Origin of the sequence: Lacticaseibacillus porcinae (assembly GCF_003946305.1) — a bacterium.
In the GTDB taxonomy this organism is placed as follows: Bacteria; Bacillota; Bacilli; order Lactobacillales; family Lactobacillaceae; genus Lacticaseibacillus; species Lacticaseibacillus porcinae.
The window spans coordinates 31,778-57,224 of sequence record NZ_RHNS01000017.1; the positions used below are offsets into that span (position 1 = coordinate 31,778).

21 protein-coding genes are annotated in these 25,447 nt (G+C 47.4%); 18 read left to right on the plus strand and 3 right to left on the minus strand.

Annotated elements, in window-relative coordinates:
* Positions 1–5: 5 nt before the first annotated feature.
* The 4 genes from EKM92_RS11420 to EKM92_RS11435 are packed head-to-tail and all read left to right on the plus strand — an operon-like array spanning position 6 to position 3,673.
* Positions 6–1,046, plus strand: a complete 1,041-nt coding sequence (locus EKM92_RS11420) for a methionine ABC transporter ATP-binding protein (RefSeq protein ID WP_191988955.1) — start codon at positions 6–8, stop codon at positions 1,044–1,046.
* Complete coding sequence (locus tag EKM92_RS11425; RefSeq protein WP_125710899.1) at positions 1,039–1,710, plus strand: methionine ABC transporter permease; 672 nt, start codon at positions 1,039–1,041, stop codon at positions 1,708–1,710. Before EKM92_RS11420 ends, EKM92_RS11425 begins: the two co-directional genes overlap by 8 nt.
* 16 nt (positions 1,711–1,726) lie before the next feature.
* The gene (locus EKM92_RS11430; RefSeq protein WP_125710901.1) at positions 1,727–2,575 is read left to right on the plus strand and encodes a MetQ/NlpA family ABC transporter substrate-binding protein; all 849 of its coding nucleotides are present in this window, start codon (positions 1,727–1,729) and stop codon (positions 2,573–2,575) included.
* A 12-nt stretch (positions 2,576–2,587) separates the two neighbouring features.
* Complete coding sequence (locus tag EKM92_RS11435) at positions 2,588–3,673, plus strand: iron-containing alcohol dehydrogenase family protein (RefSeq protein WP_125710903.1); 1,086 nt, start codon at positions 2,588–2,590, stop codon at positions 3,671–3,673.
* A gap of 62 nt (positions 3,674–3,735) precedes the next feature.
* Here EKM92_RS11435 and EKM92_RS11440 read toward each other — a convergent pair whose 3' ends face one another.
* Positions 3,736–5,679 (minus strand): ABC-F family ATP-binding cassette domain-containing protein, encoded by a 1,944-nt coding sequence (locus EKM92_RS11440; protein WP_125710937.1) that lies wholly within the window; start codon positions 5,677–5,679, stop codon positions 3,736–3,738.
* A gap of 210 nt (positions 5,680–5,889) precedes the next feature.
* Here EKM92_RS11440 and EKM92_RS11445 point away from each other — a divergent pair, with 210 nt between their 5' ends.
* Positions 5,890–6,546 carry a redox-sensing transcriptional repressor Rex gene (locus EKM92_RS11445; protein ID WP_125710905.1) on the plus strand — a complete coding sequence of 219 codons (657 nt, stop codon included), beginning with the start codon at positions 5,890–5,892 and terminating at the stop codon, positions 6,544–6,546.
* A 371-nt stretch (positions 6,547–6,917) separates the two neighbouring features.
* On the opposite strand, the gene EKM92_RS11450 is transcribed toward EKM92_RS11445, so the two are convergent.
* Complete coding sequence (locus EKM92_RS11450) at positions 6,918–7,994, minus strand: LCP family glycopolymer transferase (protein ID WP_125710907.1); 1,077 nt, start codon at positions 7,992–7,994, stop codon at positions 6,918–6,920.
* Between the two features lie 223 nt (positions 7,995–8,217).
* Here EKM92_RS11450 and groES point away from each other — a divergent pair, with 223 nt between their 5' ends.
* The 8 genes from groES to EKM92_RS11490 all read left to right on the plus strand — a co-directional run bounded on the left by groES (position 8,218) and on the right by EKM92_RS11490 (position 19,802).
* Positions 8,218–8,502, plus strand: coding sequence for a co-chaperone GroES (gene groES, locus EKM92_RS11455; RefSeq protein ID WP_054714622.1), 285 nt, complete (start codon positions 8,218–8,220; stop codon positions 8,500–8,502).
* 38 nt (positions 8,503–8,540) lie between these two features.
* On the plus strand, positions 8,541–10,166 hold the full coding sequence (groL, locus tag EKM92_RS11460) for a chaperonin GroEL (RefSeq protein WP_125710909.1): 1,626 nt from the start codon (positions 8,541–8,543) through the stop codon (positions 10,164–10,166).
* A gap of 879 nt (positions 10,167–11,045) precedes the next feature.
* Positions 11,046–11,318: a hypothetical protein gene (locus EKM92_RS11465; protein ID WP_125710911.1), complete on the plus strand. Its 273-nt coding sequence runs from the start codon at positions 11,046–11,048 to the stop codon at positions 11,316–11,318.
* Between the two features lie 34 nt (positions 11,319–11,352).
* A complete protein-coding gene (locus EKM92_RS11470; RefSeq protein ID WP_125710913.1) occupies positions 11,353–11,709 on the plus strand; it encodes a DUF1827 family protein in 357 nt (118 codons plus the stop codon).
* A 505-nt stretch (positions 11,710–12,214) separates the two neighbouring features.
* The gene (locus tag EKM92_RS11475) at positions 12,215–14,050 is read left to right on the plus strand and encodes an APC family permease (protein ID WP_125710915.1); all 1,836 of its coding nucleotides are present in this window, start codon (positions 12,215–12,217) and stop codon (positions 14,048–14,050) included.
* 676 nt (positions 14,051–14,726) lie between these two features.
* A complete protein-coding gene (gene mutS / locus EKM92_RS11480) occupies positions 14,727–17,312 on the plus strand; it encodes a DNA mismatch repair protein MutS (protein WP_125710917.1) in 2,586 nt (861 codons plus the stop codon).
* A gap of 4 nt (positions 17,313–17,316) precedes the next feature.
* Positions 17,317–19,260 (plus strand): DNA mismatch repair endonuclease MutL, encoded by a 1,944-nt coding sequence (mutL, locus tag EKM92_RS11485; protein ID WP_125710919.1) that lies wholly within the window; start codon positions 17,317–17,319, stop codon positions 19,258–19,260.
* Entirely contained in the window at positions 19,260–19,802 is a 543-nt protein-coding gene (locus tag EKM92_RS11490; protein ID WP_125710921.1) for a Maf family protein, read from the plus strand. Before mutL ends, EKM92_RS11490 begins: the two co-directional genes overlap by 1 nt.
* A 120-nt stretch (positions 19,803–19,922) precedes the next feature.
* Here EKM92_RS11490 and EKM92_RS11495 read toward each other — a convergent pair whose 3' ends face one another.
* Positions 19,923–20,516 (minus strand): TVP38/TMEM64 family protein, encoded by a 594-nt coding sequence (locus EKM92_RS11495; RefSeq protein ID WP_420812587.1) that lies wholly within the window; start codon positions 20,514–20,516, stop codon positions 19,923–19,925.
* 154 nt (positions 20,517–20,670) lie between these two features.
* Between EKM92_RS11495 and ruvA the strand changes: the two genes are divergently transcribed.
* The 5 genes from ruvA to yajC all read left to right on the plus strand — a co-directional run bounded on the left by ruvA (position 20,671) and on the right by yajC (position 25,316).
* The gene (gene ruvA, locus EKM92_RS11500) at positions 20,671–21,255 is read left to right on the plus strand and encodes a Holliday junction branch migration protein RuvA (RefSeq protein ID WP_125710923.1); all 585 of its coding nucleotides are present in this window, start codon (positions 20,671–20,673) and stop codon (positions 21,253–21,255) included.
* 13 nt (positions 21,256–21,268) lie between these two features.
* A complete protein-coding gene (gene ruvB / locus EKM92_RS11505; protein ID WP_125710925.1) occupies positions 21,269–22,276 on the plus strand; it encodes a Holliday junction branch migration DNA helicase RuvB in 1,008 nt (335 codons plus the stop codon).
* Between the two features lie 21 nt (positions 22,277–22,297).
* Entirely contained in the window at positions 22,298–23,332 is a 1,035-nt protein-coding gene (gene queA / locus EKM92_RS11510; RefSeq protein WP_125710928.1) for a tRNA preQ1(34) S-adenosylmethionine ribosyltransferase-isomerase QueA, read from the plus strand.
* A 392-nt stretch (positions 23,333–23,724) separates the two neighbouring features.
* Complete coding sequence (gene tgt / locus EKM92_RS11515; RefSeq protein ID WP_125710929.1) at positions 23,725–24,867, plus strand: tRNA guanosine(34) transglycosylase Tgt; 1,143 nt, start codon at positions 23,725–23,727, stop codon at positions 24,865–24,867.
* Positions 24,868–24,944: 77 nt separating this feature from the next.
* Positions 24,945–25,316, plus strand: a complete 372-nt coding sequence (yajC, locus tag EKM92_RS11520) for a preprotein translocase subunit YajC (protein WP_125710931.1) — start codon at positions 24,945–24,947, stop codon at positions 25,314–25,316.
* Positions 25,317–25,447 lie beyond the last annotated feature (131 nt).

Here is a 25,447-nt window from a genome sequence, read left to right on the forward strand (position 1 = left end):
CGAATATGGGCACTATTATTCAATTTAATCATGTGAACAAACAATTCACCCGCGCCGATCATCAGCAACTGACGGTGTTAAAAGACGTCGATCTGGCCATCGAAGCCGGCAGCATCTTCGGGATCATCGGCTATTCCGGTGCAGGGAAGTCGACGTTGATCCGCTTGATCAACGGCATTGAAACCCCGACCAGCGGAGAAGTCTTAGTTAAAGGCGTGGCAGTTGGTAGTCTAGATCATCAGAAACTCCGTGACCTGCGCCGCAAAATCGGGATGATTTTTCAACAATTCAATTTAATGCCGTCACGTACTGTTTTTGAAAATGTCGCCTTGCCGATCCGCTTCTCCGGATTAGATCAAGCGACGATCCGCACCAAAGTCACGCATTTACTTGAGTTAGTTGGTTTACCAGATAAAGCAGATGTGTATCCGGCAACGTTATCTGGTGGTCAAAAGCAGCGGGTGGCGATCGCTCGCGCGTTAGTGTCAGATCCAGAAGTGTTGTTATGTGATGAAGCGACCAGTGCACTGGATCCGCAAACCACTGCTGATATTTTACAGTTGATCCGCCAGCTCAACGCGGAACTTGGCATCACAGTGGTGGTTGTGACGCATGAAATGCAAGTGATCGAAGACTTGTGCCAAGGCGTGGCCGTGCTTGATCAAGGTCAAATCGTTGAATCCGGGAATGTGTACAACTTATTCTCTGATCCTCAACAGCCATTGACCAAAAAGTTCATTGCCACCACCTCTAAATTAGATCTGCCGCAAGAAGTCGTGGATTCGGACTTGTTGACGCTTAGCGGACACCAGCAATTGATCAAGATCACTTACGTCAACAGTACCGCCATTGAACCACTGATCTCTTATATTTCGCGGCAATTTCAAGTGAATGCCAATATCATCGTCGGTGATATCAAGATCTTGCAGCAAAAACCTTTAGGCGGGTTAGTCATTATTTTAGATGGCGACCAGCAAGCGGTTGATCAAAGTTTAGCGTATCTTAAAGCACAAAAAATTCGTTTGGAGGTGTTGAAGCATGCTTGAACAATTCTTTCCTAATGTTGTGGCGTCCAGCGATGCATTCGGCACTGCCATTATTCAAACCCTAGAGATGTTGGTGATTACTGGCATCGTCAGCTTTGTGATCAGCTTGGCCATCGGCGTGTTATTAGTCGTGACACAGCGTGGTGGCATCGCTGAAAATGTGGTGGTTTGGCAATTATTTGATAAATTGATCAATTTCTTTCGGTCGATCCCGTTTATTATTTTGATCGCGGCGTTGATTCCGTTGACGCGGATCATTGCAGGGACGGCAATCGGGGTCAAAGGGACGATTTTCCCATTGATCGTCGGGATCACCCCATTTTTCTCGCGGCAAATCGAATCGGCGTTAAATGAATTAGATCCCGGTTTAGTGGAATCAGGTCAAGTGATGGGCTTGTCGGTATGGCAAATTATTCACGCCGTATATTTGAAAGAAAGTATCGCAAGCATTACCCGAGTGACCACCATCACCTTAATTTCATTAGTCGGCTTGACGGCGATCGTTGGTGTCGTTGGCGGCGGGGGTATCGGGGATTTTGCGATTCAATATGGCTATCAACAAAATCAACAAGATGCGACCATTGCTTGTGTCCTTGTCCTATTGGTGATCGTGTCCATCATGCAGATTATTGGGACTTTGATCAGCAAACAAACTCAACATTAAATCAGGAGTGAAAAATATGAAGAAAAAATTTTGGGCCGGCTTGTTATCAGGCTTGGCATTACTGGCATTAGCAGTGGGGTTATCTGGTTGTGGATCAAAAAGTACTGCCACAGCGGATAAAGTAGTGAAAGTCGGCGTCATTGGCACCACCGATGATAAGATCTGGAAGCAAGTCCAAACTAACTTGAAAGGCGACCACATTAAAATCAAGTTGGTGCGCTTTACTGATGGGATCTTAGCCAATGAATCCATGAACAACAAAGAACTTGACTTAGTTGCTTTTCAAAATAATGCCTTTTTGAATCAAGAAGAAAAAGAAAAAGGCTACAAGTTCTCGGTACTTGCTAACACTTATTTGACCCCGATGAACATTTTCTCAAGCAAATTAAAGTCGATCAAAGACTTGAAGTCAGGTGACAAAGTATCGATTCCAAACAACGTGACCAATGCTGGTCGTGCTTTAAAGGTCTTAGAACAAGCCGGTTTGATCAAAATCGATCCTAAAGCAGGCTTTGCGCCAGCTATCAAAGACATCACTCAAAACAAGTTGAAGTTACAAATCGTTCAACAAGACCCAGCCAAGATCATGAACTTATTGCCTGACGTTGCTGCTGGGATCACCAACTCAAACTTCGTCAAAGCCGCCGGTAAAGATCCAGTCAAAGATGCAATTTACACTGCTGATTACAGTTTCTCAAATCCTGACAACAAACCATGGATCAACGTGATCGCTTCGCGGACTGCAGACAAGAATTCAGCAACGCTGAAAAAGGTGATCAAAGCTTATCAAACGAAATCCGTTGTGAAAGTCTACAACACCGACTTCAAGAATATGTATGTTGCCGCCTTTAAGCCAAAGAATTAGGGGATGAGTCACATGATGTCACAACCAGGACCTCAACGCTATATTGCTGCGCCTGGGGCATATCAAGAATTACCTGAATTTTTGCATAGTTTAAAGGTCAAACGCGTCTTATTTTTGCATGGGACTCGTTCACTGAAGGCGGCAAAACCTTATTTACCAGATTTGACAGCAGAATTTGAAGTGACTGATGTGCTGTTTGGTGGTGAGTGTAGCTACGTTGAAATCGATCGGATCAAAGCCATCGCCGAGCAACATCATGTCGATGCGGTGATCGCCTTAGGTGGCGGCAAAGTGTTGGACACCGCCAAAAGTGTGGCCACTGGGACACCACTATACACGGTGTTTATCCCAACGCTTGCCAGCAATTGTGCCCCTTGGTCAGCTTTGAGTGTGCATTATCATGAAGATGGGTCGCATGACGACTTTAAAGTGTACAATGAAACGGCCAATTTGTTGTTGTTTGAGCCGCAAGTGATCTTGCATTCACCGATCGACTACTTTATCGCTGGGATCGCCGACACCTTGGCCAAGTATTATGAATCGGAATTGATTTTTGACCAATTGCAACCAGAGGATTACACCGTGGCCTTGACCTTATCGCAACAATCGGCAAAGCTATGTCGGCAGATCTTGTTAGATTCAGCGATTCAAGCGGTCAAGGATATGCAAGCCGGTCAGTTGACACATACTTGGCAAACCGTTGCTGAAACCGTGATCGTCACGGCTGGGACTGTCGGTGGTTGGGGGGATGAATACGCCAGAGCCACAGGCGCACATTCCATTCATGATGCCTTGTGCGAATTTCCTGAAACCGTGAAATTATTGCATGGACACAAAGTCGGATATGGGATCTTGGTGCAATTAGCTTTGGAGCATCACGAAACTGAAATCATCAAATTGCTCCCATTTTATCGGACGCTAGGCGTGCCAACAAACTTTGAAACTCTGGGGTTAGGGGCTGTCGACCAACGCGTTGACCAACTGGCTGAATATGCTGCAGATCCTAGTACCACAATGCATTTGATCCCAGTTGATACCAGTGCAGCGGCTGTCGCCCAAGCGATTCGTCGAGTTGAAGTGATCACCCGTCAACATTAAAGAAGCAAAACGAGCCACCTTTCAATCACATCGATTGAAAGGTGGCTCGTTTGTTGCGAAATTTATTCGAATTCTTCTAGTTGTAGCGACGCTTGTTCCCAAGCGTCTTCTGCAGCACTGGCTTTTTCATTCAGTGCGTCGAGTTGGGTTTGGAGCTCTTGCATTTTGACATAGTCGCTGAGGACTTCAGGCGCCGTCATTTGCTCTTGTAAGTCAGAGACTTGTTGATCCAGGCTTTCCATTTCGGCTTCAAGCTTTGCGACTTCGCGTTCGAGTTTGCGTTGGGCGCGTTGTTGATCTTTAGATTGTTGATAGTTTTTGGCGGCAGTTGGCGCTGCGGCAACTTCTGGTTCTGCGGCAGCGGCAACTTCTGCTTGTTCAGCTTGCTTTTCCAGCAATTTCTCTTGGTAGTAATCCCAGTTCCCTAAGAACATGGTGCCGCCTTCAGGTTCGATTTCAACAATGCTGGTGGCCAGTTCATTAATGAAGTAACGGTCATGTGACACGAACAACACGGTGCCTTCAAAGTCTGCCAGTGCAGATTCCAACACTTCTTTGGAATTGATGTCCAAGTGGTTAGTCGGTTCGTCTAACACTAAGAAGTTGTCATGTTTCAATGAGAGCTTCGTCAATTCCAAACGGGCTTTTTGACCGCCTGAAAGATCAGCGACAGTTTTGGTGATGTCATCAGCGTCAAACAAGAAGGCGGCTAATGCAGAGCGTACTGCTTGTTCTGGCATCGTCGGGTGATCATCCCAGATTTCATCAAGCACCGATTTGTTCCAATGCAATTGATGTTGGTCCTGATCGTAGTACCCCGTGGTGACGTTGGTGCCGAATTGTGCTTGTCCTTTCAAAAAAGGAATTTGTCCGAGGACTGATTTCAATAATGTCGATTTTCCGACGCCGTTTTGTCCGATAATGGCAATGCGATCGCCTTTATTCACTTGGAAGTTGATCGGGCCGGCCATTGGTTGATCAGCTTCGTAGCCAACAGTGGCATCTTGTACTTTTAACACTTCATTGCCGCTAGTCGTTTCTGGGGTAAAGCGGAAGTGCACGGTTTTCTCGCGGCCTTGAGGCTTGGCGAGGACATCCATTTTCTCCAGTTGTTTGCGACGGGCTTGGGCTTGTTTCGTCGACGAGGCACGGACAATGTTTTTGTCGACGAAATCTTGCAACTTGTGAATTTCTTCTTGTTGTTTTTCGTAAGCTTTCCAAGCTAAAGCTAAGTTGTCGGCTTTTTGCTTGAGGTAGCCAGAGTAGTTGGTTTTGTAGTGAATCGACTTAGAAGGGGTCAGTTCGTAAAGTTCAGTGACCACATGATCTAAGAAGTATTGGTCATGGCTGACGGTGAGAATCGCGCCAGGGTATGTTTTCAAGTAACCTTCTAACCACGTCAAGGTGTCGATGTCCAAATGGTTCGTCGGTTCATCTAAAATGATCAAGTCGTGATGTTCCAGCAATAACTTTGCTAAAGCTAAGCGAGAGCGTTCGCCACCAGATAAATTACCGATCGGCTTGTCATAAGTGGTGTCGTCAAATTGAAAACCATGTAAGACTGAGCGGATCTCCGCTTGATAGCCATAACCGTTTTGGGCTTGGAAGTCATGTTGGATCTGATCATATTGCTTCATGACTTGATCGTATTGGTCTTGGTTTTCTGCAAGCTTAGGATCGGCGATTTGCGCTTCTAAGTCGTGCATTCGTTTTTCCATGGCGATCAGCGGTTCGAAGATCGTTAGCATTTCCGCAAAAATGGTGCGGTTGGAATCAAGACCTGAGTCTTGGGCCAAATAACCGATGGAAACATTTTTGCTGGTGGTCACTTGACCATAGTCTGGTGGGTTGATCCCAGCAAGGATCTCAAGCAAAGTGGTTTTGCCGATACCGTTAGGGCCGACTAAGCCGACGCGAGAGCCGGTTTGCACTTCGAGGTTGATCCCAGTAAACAAGTCGTTACCGTCAAAGGTCCGCCCGACTTGTTGGGCCTGCATAATAATCACAGTGATGTCATCCTTTTCTTCAATGTTCTTGGTAACAATATAACACATTCATAGATACTGTTTTATTGATGGTTGTGAATTTTTTTGCGCAAAGCAGCTGATTTGCTTGCGTTAGCTGCGCAAAGCGGTTACTATCGAATGGAAAGCATGAACGCTGATTCACAAAAGCTTCGCGCAATGCTGAACAAATTGTAGGAGGTACAGCACCCAATGGCAGAAACGATCATTCCAAAAGCGACCGCAAAGCGTCTACCCTTATATTACCGGTATTTGACGTTTTTAGCGAATTCAGGTACCACCAAAGTCAGCTCGACAGAGTTATCAGAGGCGGTTAAAGTCGATAGCGCCACGATCCGTCGTGACTTTTCATATTTTGGCGCATTAGGGAAACGAGGCTATGGTTATGACGTTCAGTCATTGATCACCTTCTTCAAAAAGATCTTGAATCAAGATCGCCTGACTAACGTCGCCTTAGTGGGGGTCGGGAATCTCGGCCATGCGTTACTGAACTACAACTTCCGCCAAGCCAACAATATTCGCATTTCTGCTGGCTTTGACGTCAACCCAGACATTGCTGGCACCATTCAAAGTAGTGTCCCGATTTATCCGATGACCGAGTTGGTCAAGCAACTCAAAGAACAACAAATCGAAATCGTGATTTTAACGGTACCGACTGATGCGGCGCAAGCCATCACCGATGAACTGGTGAAAGCTGGGATCAAAGGGATCATGAACTTCACGCCACTGCGGATCTCAGTTCCAAATTACGTCCGTGTCCAAAATGTTGATCTTGCCACCGAATTGCAAACCTTGATCTACTTCTTGGAACATTACGGGCCAACGTTGCAAGAAACAGACGAACAATAAAACCATTAGCCAGTCGTTGACCTCAATTTTGAGGCGCAGCGACTGGCTTTTTTTGATTCCAGAGCCATCCGAGGCGCGTTGCTTCAACAAACGCGACGATGAAATCACTTATTGGTGTAAGAATGAGCAAACAAAATAGGCTAATTGTGCAGAATTTTCGGCCTATTCGACAAGATGGTTGGCGATCACTCGTTTTGTGCAATCGATTTTGATCGGTGAAATTCAGTAGTACAGAAAACGCGATGTTGTATTAAATGATATCGCTTTTAGCGTTGTTTCGTCTGATATCGATGACTTGAGACGATACATCAGTGACGGTAATTCACAAACAAATAGGGCGCAGCGCGTTGGCGCTGGGCCCTATTTGTCGCTTACAGATCTGGATTGTAAATCGTGTAAGTTTGATCGACATTGGTGTTCCAAGAGAAGCCGCTGTTGGCGGCATTTTCTTTGACGTTTTCGTTGTTGATGGTTTCAGACTTCAACCCAAGCGCCGCGCGTAATTCGTCAGAGACTTTTTGCATTTCATCAGTGGAAGGCACTTGATAATCTAAGTAGCTGCCGTACAAGCTGGAATAAACGCTAGCGGCTTGCCCTTGCAAGGTGCCGGTGGTGACGGTTTTGGCGGCGGAGCGATAATTCATGAAAATACTTTGCATGTCGTCAAAGGTCAAGTTGGTTTGAATATTGGAAGAAACGGTGTTGAGCAATTTGGTGAAGTTGGTCAAACTGCTGAAGGATACCGCTTTTTTCAAAATCGCTTTGATCACTTGTTGTTGACGTTGCTGGCGACCGTAATCGCCTTGAGGATCTTCATGGCGCATCCGCGCATAAGCTAATGCATATTTACCAGAGAGATGCATTTTGCCTTTGGTGAATTGGAAGTTCCCAGAATATGCGTCTTTAAAGGAGAAAGGCACATTGACATCGATACCGCCGACAGCATCGACGACTTTCTCCAAAGCGCCCATGTTCACGGTCAAGTAGTACTTGATCGGGACATTCACTAACTTGGATACGGTGTTGATCGCCATGTCTGAGCCGCCGACGTTATAAGCGGCGTTGATTTTTTGCATGTTGAACGATTTGGTGCCGATCAACTGGGCGACGGTGTCCCGTGGGATCGACACCATTTTAGTGGTGTGTTTCTTCGGATTGACCACGGCAATGATCATGGTATCGGAGTTACCTTTATAAGTCCGCCCGAAAGCCCCAGTGTCCACCCCGAGCAACAAAGCGGCAAAAGGTTTCTTATTGGCAATGTCGGTGGCGACTTTTTGAGTTTTTAAGCCGGAATAAGTACTGTCGATGGCATATTTGGCTTGGCTGTACAATCTCAGGCCATAAGCACCTGCTGAGAAAATTGCGACGGCTAACACCAGCCATAGCCACTTGAGCCAAGGCTTTTTTGAATGAGGTTGTTGCCGGCGAGAACTACGCGTTTGCATGGTCGCCCTCCTTTATATTATCCCTAGTGTACCGCGGGTAGGGGCCTCATTGAAAGTCACAACCATTTTTTTAAGAAAATCGAAAATTAGCACTCTCGAAGGAAGATTGCTACAAAACACTTGCATTCTAACTTAAAACTAGTTATAGTAGCAGTTGTGGTTAGCACTTAGGAATGTAGAGTGCTAAATAAATAAAAAAACAAATGTTTATGGAGGGATTGCCTTGTTAAAGCCATTAGGAGATCGCGTCATCGTTCAAGTTGTTGAAGAAGAAGAACAGACTGTTGGTGGGATCGTGTTAGCCAACAACGCGAAAGAAAAGCCTCAATCCGGTAAAGTCGTAGCTGTCGGTGCAGGCGAACGCACACCAGAAGGTAAAGTGTTAGCCCCTAGCGTCAAAGTCGGCGATGTCGTGGTTTATGACAAGTATGCAGGTTCTGAAGTGAAGAACAACGGTGAAAAGTATTTGGTCTTGCACGAAAAAGACTTGATGGCCATCGTTGACTAAAACTTTTTGAAAAAAAATTTATGAGGTGAAAAATACACATGGCAAAAGAAATTAAGTTCTCTGAAGACGCTCGTCGTTCGATGCTTGCCGGTGTCGACAAGCTGGCTGACACAGTTAAAACCACCCTTGGTCCTAAAGGCCGCAACGTGGTGTTGGAAAAGTCTTACGGTGCTCCTGAAATCACCAACGATGGTGTGACTATCGCCAAAGGCATCGAACTTGAAGATCACTACGAAAACATGGGTGCCAAGTTAGTTGCTGAAGTCGCAACCAAGACTAACGATATTGCTGGTGATGGTACTACCACTGCCACGGTTTTAGCCCAAGCTATTATCCGCGAAGGCATGAAGAACGTCACTGCCGGCGCTAACCCTGTTGGCATCCGTCGTGGGATCGAATTGGCCACTGACGCTGCGGTTGATCAATTACACAAGATCTCCCACACTGTTTCTGGTAAAAAGGAAATCGCCCAAGTTGCTTCTGTTTCCAGTGCTTCCACTGAAGTTGGTGAATTGATCGCCGACGCCATGGAAAAAGTTGGTAACGACGGTGTCATCACCATTGAAGAATCTAAAGGGATCAAGACGGAATCTGATGTGGTCAAAGGGATGCAATTTGATCGCGGCTACTTGTCTCAATACATGGTCACTGATAACGACAAGATGGAAGCCGATCTCGACAACCCATACATCTTGATCACTGACAAGAAGATCTCCAACATTCAAGACGTTTTGCCATTGTTACAAGAAATCGTCCAACAAGGTAAGGCTTTGTTGATCATTGCTGATGATGTTGATGGCGAAGCTCTCCCAACCTTGGTCTTAAACAAGATCCGTGGGACGTTCAATGTCGTTGCTGTTAAGGCCCCAGGCTTTGGCGATCGTCGTAAGGAACAACTCCAAGATATCGCTACTTTGACTGGTGGTACGGTGATCACTTCCGACCTTGGCTTAGATCTTAAAGACACCAAGTTGGAACAATTAGGGACTGCCAACAAGGTTACCATCACCAAGGACAAGACCACGATCGTTGAAGGCGCCGGCGACAAGGCTGCCATCGACGAACGTGTTGCAATCATCCGCAAGCAAATTGCTGAAACCACATCTGACTTTGACCGTGAAAAGTTGCAAGAACGTTTGGCTAAGTTAGCCGGCGGTGTTGCGGTCATCAAAGTCGGCGCTGCCACTGAAACGGAACTTAAAGAACGCAAGTACCGCATTGAAGATGCGTTGAATGCCACTCGCGCTGCCGTTGAAGAAGGTTATGTTGCTGGTGGTGGTGTTGCCTTAGTTGACACCATCGATGCCGTTGCTGCTTTGAAAGAAGAAGGCGACGTTCAAACTGGGATCAACATCGTGCTGCGTGCTTTGGAAGAACCTGTTCGCCAAATCGCTGTTAACGCTGGTTTGGAAGGCTCCGTCATTGTTGATCGGATGAAGAAAGAAGACGTTGGCTTTGGTTACAACGCTGCCACTGATAAGTGGGAAGATATGGCTGAAGCTGGGATCATCGACCCAACTAAGGTAACCCGTTCTGCTTTGCAAAACGCTGCTTCCGTTGCGGCTTTGATGTTGACCACTGAAGCAGTCGTTGCTGACAAGCCTGATGAAAACGCACCTGCTGCACCTGCTAACCCAGCTGCAGGCATGGGCGGTATGATGTAATCTAGCTGATCATATGATCAGATAAAAAATGATCCGGTATCATCTGCAAGTTGCAGGTGATCCCGGATTTTTTGTGTTGAAAATAAGGTGTTATTTTCAATGCAGTAGTTCATATCCGATTTCACGAGAAAATGTATTTATTTATATTTAGCGACAGTGGGAAAGCAATGTGGCAGCAAGATCAACGCTAACCATCTGAATAGCTACGAAGACAACACAAAATCCACGAAACTAGGGCTAATTTCGTGGATTTCAATATCCGATTACGTTCATATCGCTATTAAGTATCAGGTGGGTGTCTGCGTAGCCTTGGCTTATTGTACCTTAGCCGCTTTGATCGCTAATAAGCTCTGCATTGCCGTTTACTTACAGGCTTCACCTGCTTCTCATGTCGCCATGAGGCAGTACTTCCGCGTATACCTGGTTTGCGTCCACCAAACGAGACACTTCAGTACCGGCACTCTGGTATCAGAGAGCCAGCCATTAGAGTCACCTCACCTGACTGCGGATCGCTCTTCCTCGGTTTGCGAGGCACTTCCCCTCGTTGCGAAGTAATACTGACGACGTAGCCTTAGCCGCCCCTTCCTCCTCGATACCGCTTACAAGATAACACCATAAAAAATTAAAGTCCAGCATTTTATTGTAAAGGTTTTGTATCGTGACACTAACTATTCTTTATAAATAAAGTGTAATTATAGCAACTGACGTTATATTGGTATATGTGTTTCTAAGATTTGAAACTTTTATTTTCCAGGTGAAAACTTGACACCCCGATTTGCGACAGTCACGGTAGTTAAAAGTCGTTTTGTTTGCGCTGACAAGGGCGTAGGGTGTATATTGACGGCATACCAACGAATTGTTGGATGGGGGGAAGACGCGATGTTCAAACACCAAAAACCAGATATTCAAGTGCTTGCAGCCTTAACTGCTGCGGTATCAGTGACCAAGGCTTGGCCGCAAGTTCAAGCATTGTTGGTCAGTTTTACCAAAGAGTATCAACAAGGCAAAGTATCACCCATTGGCATCGGCGTTTTTTCTCGGCGGATCTCGCATGTGATCTATACCCGCGACTACAACGTGCCGACTGAGTTATTGACGTTATTGTCGTTGCTCAACCAATCCCAAAGCTCTGCAGATCCCAGTTGGTCGTAGGGTTGTGCTACAATTAATTTAAAGGAGTGATTCGATGAAACTGATTGAAAATCCCATTCGCTTGAATGCGAGTTTGCATAAAATGTTGCCATACACCATGCGCTACTTATTCGGTCAACACAACGGCACGGTTAAAACGTTCCGGTTGTACACTTTAGGTTCAGTCCATGTGCATTACGTAGAAGGCTTCAGTAAAACTGATGTGATCTTGACGCAAGAAACTCGCCAGATCAAACAAGCTGAAATTGATTTTATCGTCGACAAGTTGTTTACCCCTGAACAAAAGGCGCAACTAAAAATCGACGATGAAGCCAAAGCCACAGTTGAAGCCAGCGCGAAGCGGAAATTACCATTCAAAGACATCGTGATCATTGAATTGGCGAACGCGTAACCGCAAAATAATCCCGTCGAACCAACCTTGTTGGGGAGCAGGATTTTTTTGCGCAGTGCAACGGAGCAGGATTTTTTTGCGCACGCAGGCGGGCATTTGAAATTGGGACTCCAGCTGGCCGGCGCGACGTGGAGAGGGTCCAAGGGATTGTCTAGCCGAGGTGTGTCGCTTCGCTCCCCACTCGCCGGATCTTTCCCTGCGGAATATCATAAGCGATAAATCGCTAACGATATTCTCACCACGTCGCACTGGCCAGCTTCCGCCCAATTTCAAATGACGTTGGCGACGGACTGAATCAGCGACCGCAACGCCTTGTTCATCTGTATTGCGACGATATGGCGATTTTCTGAAATTTCACAGGGATCACCGCGAATTATTCAGTGAATTATCATTTTAGCGATATCATGCGTCAGGATTTTAGATTGCGCACAAAGTCTTTGTAGCTTTTCAGAAACTGGTGCGCTAGAATAGCTTCTGTTTGATTTTTTGAAAATGGAGAAACGACATGCCTCATTTAAAACGCTTCTTAGTGGGGAAACCCCTTAAGTCTAACGAAGAAGGTGGCCAAAAGCTTGGGAAGTTCAAAGCTTTGGCCATGCTTTCTAGCGACGCTTTGTCTTCTGTGGCGTACGGGACTGAACAAATTGTTTTGGTCTTGACCACGTTATCAGCAGCGGCGATTTGGTATTCCTTGCCGATCGCAGCTTTTGTGCTGATTTTACTGTTGGCGTTGACGTTATCTTATCGCCAGATCATTCACGCCTACCCATCAGGTGGTGGCGCTTATGTGGTCGCTTCTGAAAACCTCGGCCAAAATGCTGGCTTAGCTGCCGGTGGGTCGCTGTTGATCGACTACATGTTGACCGTGGCGGTTTCCACTTCTGCTGGGGCTGAAGCCATCACCTCTGCGATCCCGGCATTATACGGGCATCAAGTGGCCATTTCCATCGTGATCATCGTCGTGTTAGCGTTGATGAATTTGCGAGGGATGAGTGAATCCGCCAACTTCTTAATGATCCCAGTTTACTTGTTCGTGGTGTCGATCACCGCGATGATCGTGTGGGGCTTTTATCAGATCCTCACCGGTCAGATCCCATTTCATGCGACGCAAGTAGTCGGCGGGGTGGTACCTGGCATTTCTGCAGCGTTGATCTTCCGCGCGTTTTCGAGTGGGTCCAGTTCGTTAACTGGGGTCGAAGCGATTTCTAACGCGGTCCCATTTTTCAAAAAGCCTCGTGAACACAACGCGGCTTCCACGTTAGCCATCATGGCGGCAATTTTAGGCTTCTTCTTTGCTGGCATTACTTTCTTAAACTACTGGTACGGCATTGTGCCGGTTGCCAAAGTCACGGTATTATCCCAAGTCGCTGCCAAAACTTTTGGTAACGGCGGCATCATGTATTATGTGATCCAGTTTGCCACGGCGTTGATCTTAGCCGTTGCCGCTAACACTGGGTTCTCCGCTTTCCCAGTTTTGGCTTATAACTTAGCCAAAGATAAATATTTGCCCCATATGTATATGGACCGCGGCGATCGTTTAGGCTATTCCAACGGGATCTTGACCTTAGCGATCGGCTCAGGTTTATTGATCACTTTGTTCCAAGGCTCAACGGAACGTTTGATCCCGTTGTATGCCGTTGGGGTGTTCATTCCATTTACTTTGTCGCAATCTGGGATGATCCGTCACTGGTGGAAGCGTCATACCACTGAAAAAGGCTGGATCGGGAAATCGATCGCCAACTTCTCTGGCGCGTTGATCTCATTTGCGATCTTAGTGATCTTGTTTGTTTACCGGTTGCCTGACATTTGGCCATTTTTCATTATCATGCCATTGTTGATCGTGGTGTTCTGGAAAATTCACACCCATTATCAAATGGTCGCGGCGCAATTGCGGTTGCCAGAAGAAATTGCCAAACATGAATATTCTGGTTCCACAGTGATCGTGTTAGTCGGCAACGTGACGCGGGTGACGCGCGGGGCCTTGAACTACGCGCAAACCATCGGTGATTATGTGATCGCGATGCATGTGTCCATGGATGAAAATCCCAACAAGGAACACGAAACGCAAGACGAATTCAAACGCGACTTCCCAGATGTCCGCTTCGTCGATGTGCATTCTTCATATCGCTCGATCACAGGACCAACGATCCGTTTTGTCGACATCATCGCCAAAAATGCCGCCAAACGTAACTTCACTACCACGGTATTGATCCCACAATTTGTGCCAAAGAAACCTTGGCAAAACATTTTGCATAACCAAACCAACGTGCGCTTACGCACCGCGTTTGCTTCTCGCGAAAATGTCATCATTGCCACTTACAGTTACCATTTGAAACGCTGATTCACCACGCGCCTGTCGAGATTTTTCGGCAGGCGTTTTTGATCTTCCGGCTAGTGACAACAACTTACCTCCGGCACGAAAATCTGTGGGCTCCGACAAAAATCCTTCCGGCGGGATAGATATGGCGACCGTAGTAGAGCAATGACGCTCGTCGAAGCTAACTCGCAAAGAGGCCCACGGCTGATGCTATCCCGCCTCCAGACTTTTTATCTCCGTTCACAGATTTTCTTCGTTGATGTTCCTAGCTTAAGATACAGACGCAGAGATTGCGACGTCATTCATCAGTCGAGATATTACATCGTTCTCTGGAATCACGTGTTTCGTAGCAATCAGGTGACAGTGGGCTAGCGCAGTGAAGGTCGTTTGAAGAAGTGGTCGGAAGGCGTCCGTTACTGCATAGTGAGATTTCCGTTAGCGACTTGTCGCTTACGGAAAGCCGCAGGGGAAGATCCGGCTGGTGGCGAGCGCAGCGAGACATCCAGACTAGCTTCCCCGAGGGCCCTCATTATGCAGTAACGAGACGACTGGAGACCACTGCTTCAAACGACCGCAACGGAGCTAGCCCACTGTCGCCTGATGGCGGCAGGAAACATGTCATGCCCAACTTCAGGAGGTCATGCGCAAGGTTTGGTTTAATGCTACAATAGATGCAGATATTTTAAGGATGGGTGAAAGCATGCCACGCAAGACGCAAACGACACCAATGATGCAACAATACCAGGCCATCAAGGATCAATACCCTGATGCCTTTTTGTTCTACCGCGTTGGGGATTTTTTTGAATTATATAACGACGACGCGATCAAAGGCGCTCGCATCCTTGAGTTGAAATTGACCTATCGCAGCAAAAACACTGACCATGCGATCCCGATGTGTGGGGTGCCGCATCACGCGGTGCAAGCGCCGATCGAAACCTTAGTCGACCAAGGCTACAAAGTCGCGTTGTGCGAACAAGTCGAAGATCCGCGCAAAGCAGTCGGCATGGTCAAACGCGAAGTCACGCAATTGATCACGCCTGGGACCATTTTAGATGTGAAGCCAGGCCGGGCAACGGAAAACAACTACTTGTCAGCCGTGCTGCCAACTGGCAACGACTATGGTTTTGCCTACACTGATTTGTCGACTGGTGAATTGAAAGTCTCGCGTTTGCGCAACAAATTCGCCGTTCAAAATGAACTCGCCGCTTTAAACACCAAAGAAATCGTGGTGCCAACAGATTTAAACGATGCCGATGCCCAGTGGCTAGGCCAAGACCGGTTATTATCACCGCAACAAGTGACCACTCCAAGTGCTGAAGCGAGCTATGTCAGCCAAGACCTAGAAGACGCCCACGAAGTGCAAGTGGTGGTGATGTTGATGCAATATTTGCTCACCACCCAAAAACGCAGCCTCGCCCATATTCAAAAAGCGGTAGCTTATCAGCCTTCTCAATATCTCGATATGGATATGGATGCTCGCGTCAACTTAGACATTTTGAAAAACTCCCGCACAGGCCGCAAAGCCGATACGTTGTTAGCGGTAGTTGATCAAACCAAAACCGCAATGGGTGGACGTTTGTTGAAGCAATGGTTAGACCGGCCATTACTTGATCTCAAAGCGATCAATGCGCGCCAAGACCAAGTCCAAGATTTACTCGATCACTATTTTGAACGCAGTGAACTCCAACAAAGCTTGACGCAAGTGTATGACTTGGAACGTTTAGCTGGCCGGGTGGCTTATGGCAATGTTAACGGCCGCGACTTGATTCAATTGCAAACGTCATTAGATCAGATCCCTAGCATTCAAGCCATTCTTGATCAATTGGATGATGGCGCGTTTGCGGATATGCGCAAACAACTCGACCCTGTCAGCGATGTGGCTGACTTGATTCGCCGTTCCATTGATCCTGATCCTAAATTGTCGATCACTGATGGTGGCGTCATTTTAGCCGGGTACAACCAACAACTTGACGACTATCGCGATACCAACCTTAACGGGAAGAAGTGGATGGCTGAACTGGAAGCTCGCGAACGTGAACTCACTGGCATTCGCACGCTGAAAGTCAACAACACTAGCGCTGCCGGGTGGTTCATCTCCGTTCCTAATGGCAGTTTAGACAAAGTGCCAGAAGCGCGCTACGAGCGGAAAATGACGTTGACCAACGCTGAGCGCTTCACCACGCCAGAACTCAAAGAAAAAGCGGCGTTGATGTTAACGGCCCAAGAATCTGCGGCAGGTTTGGAATATGACTTATTCCAAGAAATTCGCGAACAAGTTAAAGCGCAAATCGCCCGGTTGCAGAAACTCGCTGGATTGATCGCAAGCTTAGATGTGTTGCAAGGCTTTGCGACAGTATCTGAAAACAATCACTATGTCCGCCCGCAAATGTCTTCAAAAGGCCATGATGTTGCCGTTCACGGCGGTCGTCATCCGGTGGTGGAACAAGTGTTAGGCACTCAACAATACATTCCCAATGACGTGATCATGGATCATGATACGGATATGTTGTTGATCACTGGGCCAAACATGTCAGGGAAGTCGACTTATATGCGTCAATTCGCGTTGATCGTGATCATGGCGCAAGCAGGGTGCTTTGTCCCAGCAGATAGTGCCGAACTCCCAGTGTTTGATCAGATCTTCACTCGCATTGGCGCGGCGGACAACTTAGCACAAGGCCAATCGACGTTCATGGTGGAAATGATGGAAGCCGACGCTGCTTTACAACATGCCACTGCGAGTTCGTTGATTTTATTTGATGAAATCGGTCGCGGTACCGCGACTTATGACGGCATGGCATTAGCGCAAGCGATCATTGAATATTTGCATGATCATGTCCATGCTAAGACCTTGTTTTCCACCCACTACCATGAACTGACCAGCTTATCGGATAGCTTAGACAAACTGGAAAACGTCCATGTCGGCGCTGTTGAAGACAAAGGTACCTTAGTGTTTTTACACAAAATGTTGCCAGGCCCTGCAGATAAATCTTACGGGATCCATGTTGCCAAACTTGCCGGGTTGCCTGATAGCTTGTTGAAGCGAGCGGATACCATTTTACAAACGCTGGAAGCAGGAGGGGCCAAACCGACTGCTTCAGTACAACCAGAACCGGAAGCGCAAGTCGCAGAACCTGAGGCACAGTTAAGTTTGTTTGAACCAGAGCCGGTCCACCAAGGCCCATCCCGCGTTGAAAAGAAGTTGCGGGACTTTGATTTAATGACCGCCACGCCAATGGATGCGATGAACTTGTTGTATGACTTACAAAAGCAATTAAAGAAGAAGTGAGCTTATGCCAAAAATCCATCAACTTTCTCCGACGTTAAGCAATCAAATTGCAGCAGGGGAAGTCATCGAACGACCTGCCAGTGTCGTCAAAGAACTGGTGGAAAATAGTATTGATGCCAAATCTTCGCAAATCGACATCAACTTAAAAGACGCTGGCATCACCATGATCCAAGTGCTCGATAACGGCATGGGGATCGATGAAGAAGATGTGCCCACGGCGTTTTTGCCGCATGCCACCAGCAAGATCCTCACGGTGAAGGATTTATTTAATGTGCATTCGCTAGGGTTTCGTGGTGAAGCCTTAGCGTCGATCGCTGCAGTTGCTGATGTCACGTTAGAAACGGCGACAGCATCAGGTCTTGGCACCATCGCCCATATTGTCGGCGGGAAAATGGAAAACATTGAAAAAGCGGGCAGTCGCAAAGGCACCCAGATCACGGTGCGCGATTTATTTTTCAATACGCCAGCGCGGTTGAAGTATGTGAAATCGCAAGCCACTGAACTTGGGAAAATCGTCGATATCGTCAACCGTTTAGCCTTAGCCCATCCAGAAATTGCCTTTAGTTTGCGCCATCAAGATAAAATGGTGTTAAAAACTGCCGGTCACGGCGACTTGCAACAAACCCTTGCTGGTATTTACGGTGTGGCCACCGCCAAAGGAATGTTGAGCTTTGAAGGCGAAGATGATGACTTCAAGATCTCAGGCTACTTCTCTTTGCCAGATACCACCCGCGCTTCTCGCAATTATTTGAGTTTAATGATCAACGGTCGCTACATCAAAAACTATCAACTGACCAAAGCCATTATCGCAGGCTATGGCAGTAAGTTGATGGTGGGGCGCTACCCGATCGCAGTGGTGAATATTGAAATGGCGCCGTTGCTTGTTGATGTCAATGTCCATCCGACCAAACAAGAAGTGCGGTTGAGCAAAGAAGATCAATTAGCGCGCTTATTGACGCAAACCATTAAGGCTCGCCTCAGCTCAGAAAATCTGATCCCAGAAGCGTTGCATAATTTACGGCAACGTCCGGCGGTGAATATGGAACAATTGACGCAAACCCTCAATGATGTGCAACGTCAGTTTGACGTGCCGACGCCGCAGCCGAGTCCACAGGTGAGTGCTTCGGCAGTTCAACCGACGCCGCAACCGGTGCGTTCAACCTCAACGCCGCAACCGCAAGCAACTGAAGCTGTGCCAGCTTTTGGGAAATCAATGGCGGATCTTGATGGGACTCCGATTTTTAAAGATCGCACGCGTTTAGCCCAGTGGGACGAAAAATATGCCCATGACGAGGCTACCGCTGACGCAGAACCTGATTTATCGCGGCCTGAGCCGACGAAACGTTTCCCTGATCTGCGTTACTTAGCGCAAGTCCATGGCACTTATTTATTAGCGGAAGATCCTGATGGGTTGTATTTATTGGATCAACACGCGGCCCAAGAGCGGGTGAATTACGAATACTACCGCCAAAAAATCGGTGAGGTGGCCACTGACTTGCAACGTTTGCTGGTGCCGATCGTTTTAGATTATCCGGCGAGCGATGCGATCGCGATTAAAGCAGCCCATGAAACCCTTGAAAGTCTCGGGTTGTATTTAGAAGACTTCGGTCAAAACACGTTTATTGTTCGCCAACACCCAACGTGGTTTAAAGCGGGTCAAGAAGAAGATACCATTCGCGAAATGGTGGATTGGGTGTTAAAAGATGGTCATTTAACAGTAGCGGCTTTCCGTGAGAAAACCGCGATCATGATGAGTTGTAAACGTGCCATCAAAGCCAATCACCATCTCGACGGGCAACAAGCGCAAGCGTTGTTGGTGAAGCTTGCCCAATGTGAAAATCCCTTTAATTGCCCACATGGTCGGCCAGTGTTGGTCCATTTTTCCAATACTGATTTGGAGAAAATGTTCAAACGGATTCAAGATTCCCACACCACGGAGGATTTCTAATGTTGATCTTAGCCAGTCAATCGCCACGTCGGGTGGAATTGTTGCAGCGCATTACCAAAGACTTTGAAGTGGAACCTGCGCAAATTGATGAACGCGCGCTACCAATGTCTGCGCCTGCGACTTATGTGCAAACCTTAGCCCAAGCCAAAGGTCGCGCAGTATCGGCGTTACATCCTGATGCCACCGTGATCGCCGCAGACACCATGGTGGCGTATGGCGACGACTTGCTCGGCAAGCCCGCAGATGAAGCCGCAGCATTTGCGATGTTGCGCGAGTTATCAGGACAAGTCCATCACGTCCACACTGGGGTGTTCGTCCGCAAAGCTGATGGCGCTGAAAAGTTGCAAGTGGTGACTACAGCCGTAGAATTCTGGCCGCTGACAGATCAGGAGATCCGCAACTACTTGGCTTGCGGAGAATATCGCGATAAAGCTGGGGCCTATGGCATTCAAGGCCAAGGAGCACTGCTTGTCAAAGGCATTGTCGGTGATTACTACAATGTGATGGGGTTGCCGATCAGCACCTTAGCCCGTATGTTGTAATTCCAGAGTAACGCCAAGCGCACTTAGCCATCCGAGTAGCCTAGAGCAGGTCTTTGCGTTGCTTGGTAAAGCGCGACGTCATCAAAAAACGGACATCCAAGAAGATGTCCGTTTTCTGCGTTAAAACAGTTGGGTCAACCAATGCGCGCCAGTGACTAACGCCCAAGAATATGCGGCAATGGTGATCGGTTTGCCTAAGATAATGATCCAGAAGAACTTTTTAAACGACATATGCGTCATCCCAGCCATTAAACACAAGACATCATCTGGTGCGACTGGGGCGACGATCGCAATGGCAAAGAACCAATCGAATTTATTTTGATTTTTGGTGTAACGTTGGTATTTATCAAACACCGATTCACTGACGACATAATGAATGAAATTGACGCCGTAATGTCGCGCCAACCAAAAGTTAATGATCGACCCGATACAAATGCCGATGTAGTTGTAAGCAAATCCTGCCCATGGGCCAAACAACAAGACCCCAGCGGCGGTGGAGATCCCACCAGGAATAATGGGGATGACCACTTGAATGATTTGAATGGCGATAAACACCAAGGGACCCACGATGCCGACTCCACTTAAAAAGCCTTGCATGCTGTTGAGATCGTGAAAGACGCCTAAGTGATACCAATACGCACACAACCCGATACTGACGGCTAACATGGCAACCGTGCCGAGATTGATCAATTTTCGTGAAGTCGTTGTTTGCACCCAAATTCACCCTTTCAAATCAACGCCTGCGACTCATTAAGTTTAGTTTAGCAAGCTCATGAAAGTTTGAAATGCGGCGCAAGTCTGATTTGTTGGGTAGGCTTTGGAATTATGGTAGAATAAACCGAACACATGTACTCATGAAAGGAATCCCATGTACGAATTTATGCAAGGGCGCATCGCCGCCGTGACGCCTAGTTTTATCGTGATCAATGTCAATGGCATCGGCTATCGCCTGTTAGTGGCCAATCCCTATCAATTTGAAGAAGGTCAAGAGGTGACGGTTTACGTGCAGTTGATCATTCGCGACAATGATCAAAGCATGTATGGCTTTGCTGACGCCAATGAAAAACAAACCTTCAATCAATTGCTCAGCGTGACTGGCATCGGTCCAAAGTCCGCGTTAGCGATCCTTGCCAATGCGTCGACTGAAGGCTTAGCGAATGCGATCGCGCAAGATGACGTGCGCTTTTTGACGAAATTCCCAGGCATCGGCAAAAAAACCGCCCAACAAATTATTTTGGATCTCAAAGGCAAAATCGATGCCCCAGGGCCGCTGTTGCAAGAATTATTGCCGCAACAACCAGACAATGCCCAATTAGCAGATGCCTTAGCCGCTTTGGTCGCCTTGGGTTATCCGCAAAAAGCAGTCGATAAACTTGCCGGTCAATTAGAAAATTCTAGTGCAAAAACCACTGACGCATACATGCGCTTAGGGTTATCATTATTAAGTCAATAAAAGGAGGGGTCATATGGCAGACGAGCGCATCGTCGATCAACATGGACAACCGCAAGAAGATCCGATCGAACGTTCTTTGCGGCCGCAGTTGCTCGCTGATTATATCGGGCAAACGGCAGTTAAACATCAATTATCCGTTTATATCCAAGCCGCCAAAAAACGCGAAGAAGCCTTAGATCATGTGTTGTTGTATGGCCCACCTGGTTTAGGGAAAACAACCTTAGCGTTAGTGATCGCCAATGAACTCGGCGTCCACATTCGCAGCACTTCAGGGCCGGCGATCGAAAAGCCAGGCGACTTGGTGGCGTTACTCAACGAATTACAAGCTGGTGATGTTTTATTTATTGATGAAATTCATCGTTTGCCTAAAATTGTTGAAGAAATGCTGTACTCTGCAATGGAAGACTTCTATATTGATATTGTTGTGGGTCAAGGGCCCACTGCTCATCCAGTCCACTTCCCATTGCCACCATTCACCTTAGTCGGCGCCACCACGCGAGCAGGGATGTTGTCTGCGCCTTTGCGTGATCGCTTTGGGATCACCGCGCATATGGCGTATTACACCCCTGAAGAACTCACGCAAATCGTTCAGCGCACTGCCGGCATTTTCAATATGACCCTACCATTGGCATCAGCGCAAGCATTGGCATTGCGGTCACGTGGCACGCCGCGGATCGCCAATCGCTTGCTCAAGCGGATCCGCGATTTCGCTGATGTTGCAGAAGCCGACACTGTCACCGTTGAACTGGTCGATCATGCCCTTGATCAATTGCAAGTCGACGAACGCGGCTTAGATCAAATCGATCGCAAAATGCTCATGATGATGATCCGCGACTATGATGGTGGACCGGTGGGGTTGGCGACGATCGCTGCCAACATTGGTGAAGAAACTGCCACCATTGAAGAAATGTACGAACCGTATTTGCTACAAATCGGCTTTTTAAAACGCACGCCGCGCGGACGCATGGTGACGCCTGCAGGTTTTGCCCATTTGGATATGCCGTATTTGACGAAAAAATAAAGTTTCTCAGGAGGAACAACTGTGTTAACAACCGAAGATTTTGACTATGATCTGCCTCATGAATTAATCGCCCAAACCCCATTAAAAGAACGCGATGCCAGCCGTATGTTGGTGTTAAATGCGGAAACTGGCGCCACTGAAGATCGTCATTTCTATGACATCCTCGACTACATCGAACCAGGTGACGCGATCGTGATGAACGATACCCGCGTGATGCCTGCCCGTTTATATGGCGTCAAGCCTGATACTGGCGCGCACATGGAAGTGTTGTTGTTGCACAACACTGAAGGCGATAAGTGGGAAACCTTGATGAAGCCTGCTCGCAAAGCCCCTGTTGGCACCGAAATCGAATTTGGTGACGGCTTGCTCAAAGCGACAGTCATGGAAGAACTTGAACATGGCGGCCGGATCATCGAATTTCATTACGATGGCATTTTCATGGAGATCTTAGACAAACTTGGTGAAACGCCACTGCCGCCTTACATCAAAGAAAAGCTTGACGATCCTGAAATGTATCAAACGGTTTACGCCAAAGAAGTCGGTTCTGCCGCTGCGCCAACTGCTGGGTTGCACTGGACTGAAGAATTGCTGCAAAAGGCGCAAGACAAAGGTGCCAAGCTCGTTTACTTAACGTTGCATGTTGGCCTCGGGACTTTCCGTCCAGTTTCCGTTTCCAACATCGAAGATCACAAAATGCACAGTGAATTCTACCGTTTCTCCCAAGAAGCTGCCGATACCTTAAATGAAGTGCGCAAAAACGGTGGTAAGATCATTGCCACTGGGACGACTTCTATTCGGACCCTTGAAACCATCGGCACCAAGTTTGATGGTGAAATCAAACCTTCAAGTGGCTGGACTGATATTTTCATCAAGCCAGGCTATCAATGGCGCGTGGTTGATGCTTTCATCACCAACTTCCACTTACCAAAGTCCACGTTGGTCATGTTAGTTGCATCGTTCACCGGTCGCGAGAACATTCTCAACGCCTATGCTCATGCGGTTCAAGAACGTTATCGCTTCTTTAGCTTCGGCGATGCGATGTATATTCACAAGTAATTTTGTGCAAAAGGCCGATCTCGGCCTTTTGTTGTCTTCCCATGTTCGTGGTAAGATGGATTGACGCCACGCCGTCATCAATTCTATTCAGCAATACCCCAAGCGATTGTGAGTCGTTTTCACTCCTAAAACCGCTTTGAGGTAAAAAACGTGGCAGTGATTTGAAATTGGGACGGAAGCTGGCCGTCGCTGCATAGTGAGATTTGCCTTAGCGGTTTACCGCTTAGGCAAAGCCGCAGGAAAAGATCCACTTGAAACGGAGCAGAGCGACGGATCAAGTTAGCTTTTCCGAGGACCCTCACTATGCAGCGGCGAGCCAGCTGGAGTCCCAATTTCAAATCACCAGAACAACCGTATTTCGCAATGTCGCTCATTAAATCAACGGAGGCTTTATGGAACCTGCAGTAACGTATCATCTCAAACACGTCGACAAGCATACTGGCGCGCGCTTAGGCGAATTAGTCACGCCGCATGGGACGTTCCCAACGCCAATGTTTATGCCTGTGGGCACCTTGGCATCAGTGAAAACCATGGCCCCTGAAGAACTTGATGCGATGGGTGCCGGGGTGATTTTGGCAAACACTTATCACTTGTGGTTGCGCCCTGGCGAAGACATTGTCGAACAAGCCGGTGGGCTACACAAATTTATGAACTGGGACAAAGGGATCTTAACCGATTCTGGTGGTTTCCAAGTGTTCTCCTTAGCAGAACTGCGCGATATTCAAGAAGAAGGGGTCCATTTCAAGAACCATTTAGACGGTTCTAAAATGTTCTTATCCCCAGAAAAAGCGATCGCCATTGAAAATGCCCTTGGCCCTGACATCATGATGAGTTTTGATGAATGTCCACCATTTTTTGAAAGCTATGATTATGTCGCCAAATCGGTTGCGCGCACCAGTCGTTGGGCAGAACGCGGGTTAAAAGCGCATAAAAATCCTGATTGGCAAGCGTTATTTGGCATTGTTCAAGGCGCCGGCTTTAAAGATTTGCGGCAACAATCTGCTCGCGATTTGGTCAGCTTAGACTTCCCAGGCTATTCCATCGGTGGGTTATCAGTCGGCGAATCCAAAGAAGAAATGAATCATGTCTTAGAATTCACCACGCCGCTGTTACCAGAACACAAACCCCGTTACTTGATGGGGGTCGGCTCGCCTGATGCTTTGATCGATGGGGCAATGCGCGGGATCGATATGTTTGATTGCGTCTTGCCAACGCGGATCGCTCGCAATGGCACAACGATGACGTCAAATGGTCGGGTCGTCATTAAAAATGCGAAATACGCCCGCGACTTCACACCGCTGGATCCTAATTGTGATTGCTACACCTGCCGCAACTACACCCGCGCCTATATTCGTCATTTGATCCATACTGACGAAGCGTTTGGGATTCGGTTGACCAGTTATCACAATTTATATTTCTTGTTACACTTGATGCAACAAGTGCGTGAAGCCATCGCCAATGACCAATTGTTAGACTTCCGCGAAGCCTTTTTCGAACAATATGGCTACAACAAGCCGAATGCGAAGTCTTTCTAGTCCTAAAGTCGCATTGGCAAGACAAGTGAAAATCTGTTACAGTATGGAATGAATAAAAATTAAACGAGGTGCCCACATTGAGTAGTAGCTATTCCATGATCATTTTAGTGGTCGTTATGTTTGCCTTCATGTACTTTGGCATGATGCGTCCCCAAAAGAAACAACAACAAAAACGTCAAGAAATGTTAAACGCCATGAAAAAAGGCGACAAGGTTGTCACTATCGGTGGTTTGCATGGTGTGATCGATAGCATCGACACTGCCAACGGTACGGTTGACTTGGACTTAGACGGCATTTTCTTAACCTTCAACTTAAGTGCCATTCGCACTGTCGCAGAACCAGCTGCGCCTGCTGCTGCACCAAAAGCTGAAGAAGAAAAAACTGAAGACGACAAGCCATACTCCGAACCATCTTCTGATGATTCAGACGACGACAACAAAGAAGCCTAATCGACGTTTTCTCAAATCGCACTGCCCATTTTGATGGGTGGTGCGATTTTTTTATTGTGCAGGCTTTAGCCTGGTACGCGCGGAAAACGCGCGTGCCTCAAAACCACCCGCTGTGCGGGTGGAGTCAAATA